Origin of the sequence: Vibrio sp. HS-50-1 (assembly GCF_024747315.1) — a bacterium.
GTDB classification, from domain to species: domain Bacteria; phylum Pseudomonadota; class Gammaproteobacteria; order Enterobacterales; family Vibrionaceae; genus Vibrio; species Vibrio diabolicus.
In genome coordinates this window covers 1-1,138 of sequence record NZ_JAMPZF010000044.1, presented here as the reverse complement: position 1 = coordinate 1,138, position 1,138 = coordinate 1, and the positions used below count along the sequence as shown (strand labels likewise).

At 51.7% G+C, this 1,138-nt stretch carries 1 rRNA gene; it reads right to left on the bottom strand.

The annotated features are described in order from the left end of the window. A 23S ribosomal RNA gene (locus tag NDJ01_RS19290) occupies positions 1-1,138 on the bottom strand; the annotation flags it as partial.

The window sequence follows — 1,138 nt, the reverse complement described above, 5'->3', positions numbered from 1 at the left end:
ACAACCGTCGCCAGGCCCACCTAGCCTTCTCCGTCCCCCCATCGCAATTGTAAGAAGTACGGGAATATTAACCCGTTTCCCATCGACTACGCCTTTCGGCCTCGCCTTAGGGGTCGACTTACCCTGCCCCGATTAACGTTGGACAGGAACCCTTGGTCTTCCGGCGAGGAGGTTTTTCACCCCCTTTATCGTTACTCATGTCAGCATTCGCACTTCTGATACGTCCAGCATGCGTTACCACACACCTTCAACCGCTTACAGAACGCTCCCCTACCCAATACTCAAAGAGTATTGCCGCAGCTTCGGTTTACTACTTAGCCCCGTTACATCTTCCGCGCAGGCCGACTCGACCAGTGAGCTATTACGCTTTCTTTAAATGATGGCTGCTTCTAAGCCAACATCCTGGCTGTCTGAGCCTTCCCACATCGTTTCCCACTTAGTAGTAATTTGGGACCTTAGCTGGCGGTCTGGGTTGTTTCCCTCTCCACGACGGACGTTAGCACCCGCCGTGTGTCTCCCGGATAGTACTTACTGGTATTCGGAGTTTGCAAAGGGTTGGTAAGTCGGGATGACCCCCTAGCCTTAACAGTGCTCTACCCCCAGTAGTATTCGTCCGAGGCGCTACCTAAATAGCTTTCGGGGAGAACCAGCTATCTCCAGGTTTGATTGGCCTTTCACCCCTAGCCACAAGTCATCCGCTAATTTTTCAACATTAGTCGGTTCGGTCCTCCAGTTGATGTTACTCAACCTTCAACCTGCCCATGGCTAGATCACCTGGTTTCGGGTCTATATCCAGAGACTGAACGCCCAGTTAAGACTCGGTTTCCCTACGGCTCCCCTAGATGGTTAACCTTGCCACTGAATATAAGTCGCTGACCCATTATACAAAAGGTACGCAGTCACAGGACAAAGCCTGCTCCTACTGCTTGTACGTACACGGTTTCAGGTTCTATTTCACTCCCCTCACAGGGGTTCTTTTCGCCTTTCCCTCACGGTACTGGTTCACTATCGGTCAGTCAGTAGTATTTAGCCTTGGAGGATGGTCCCCCCATATTCAGACAGGATATCACGTGTCCCGCCCTACTCGATTTCACTGAATATGCGTCGTCAGTTACGGGGCTATCACCCTGTATCGCCA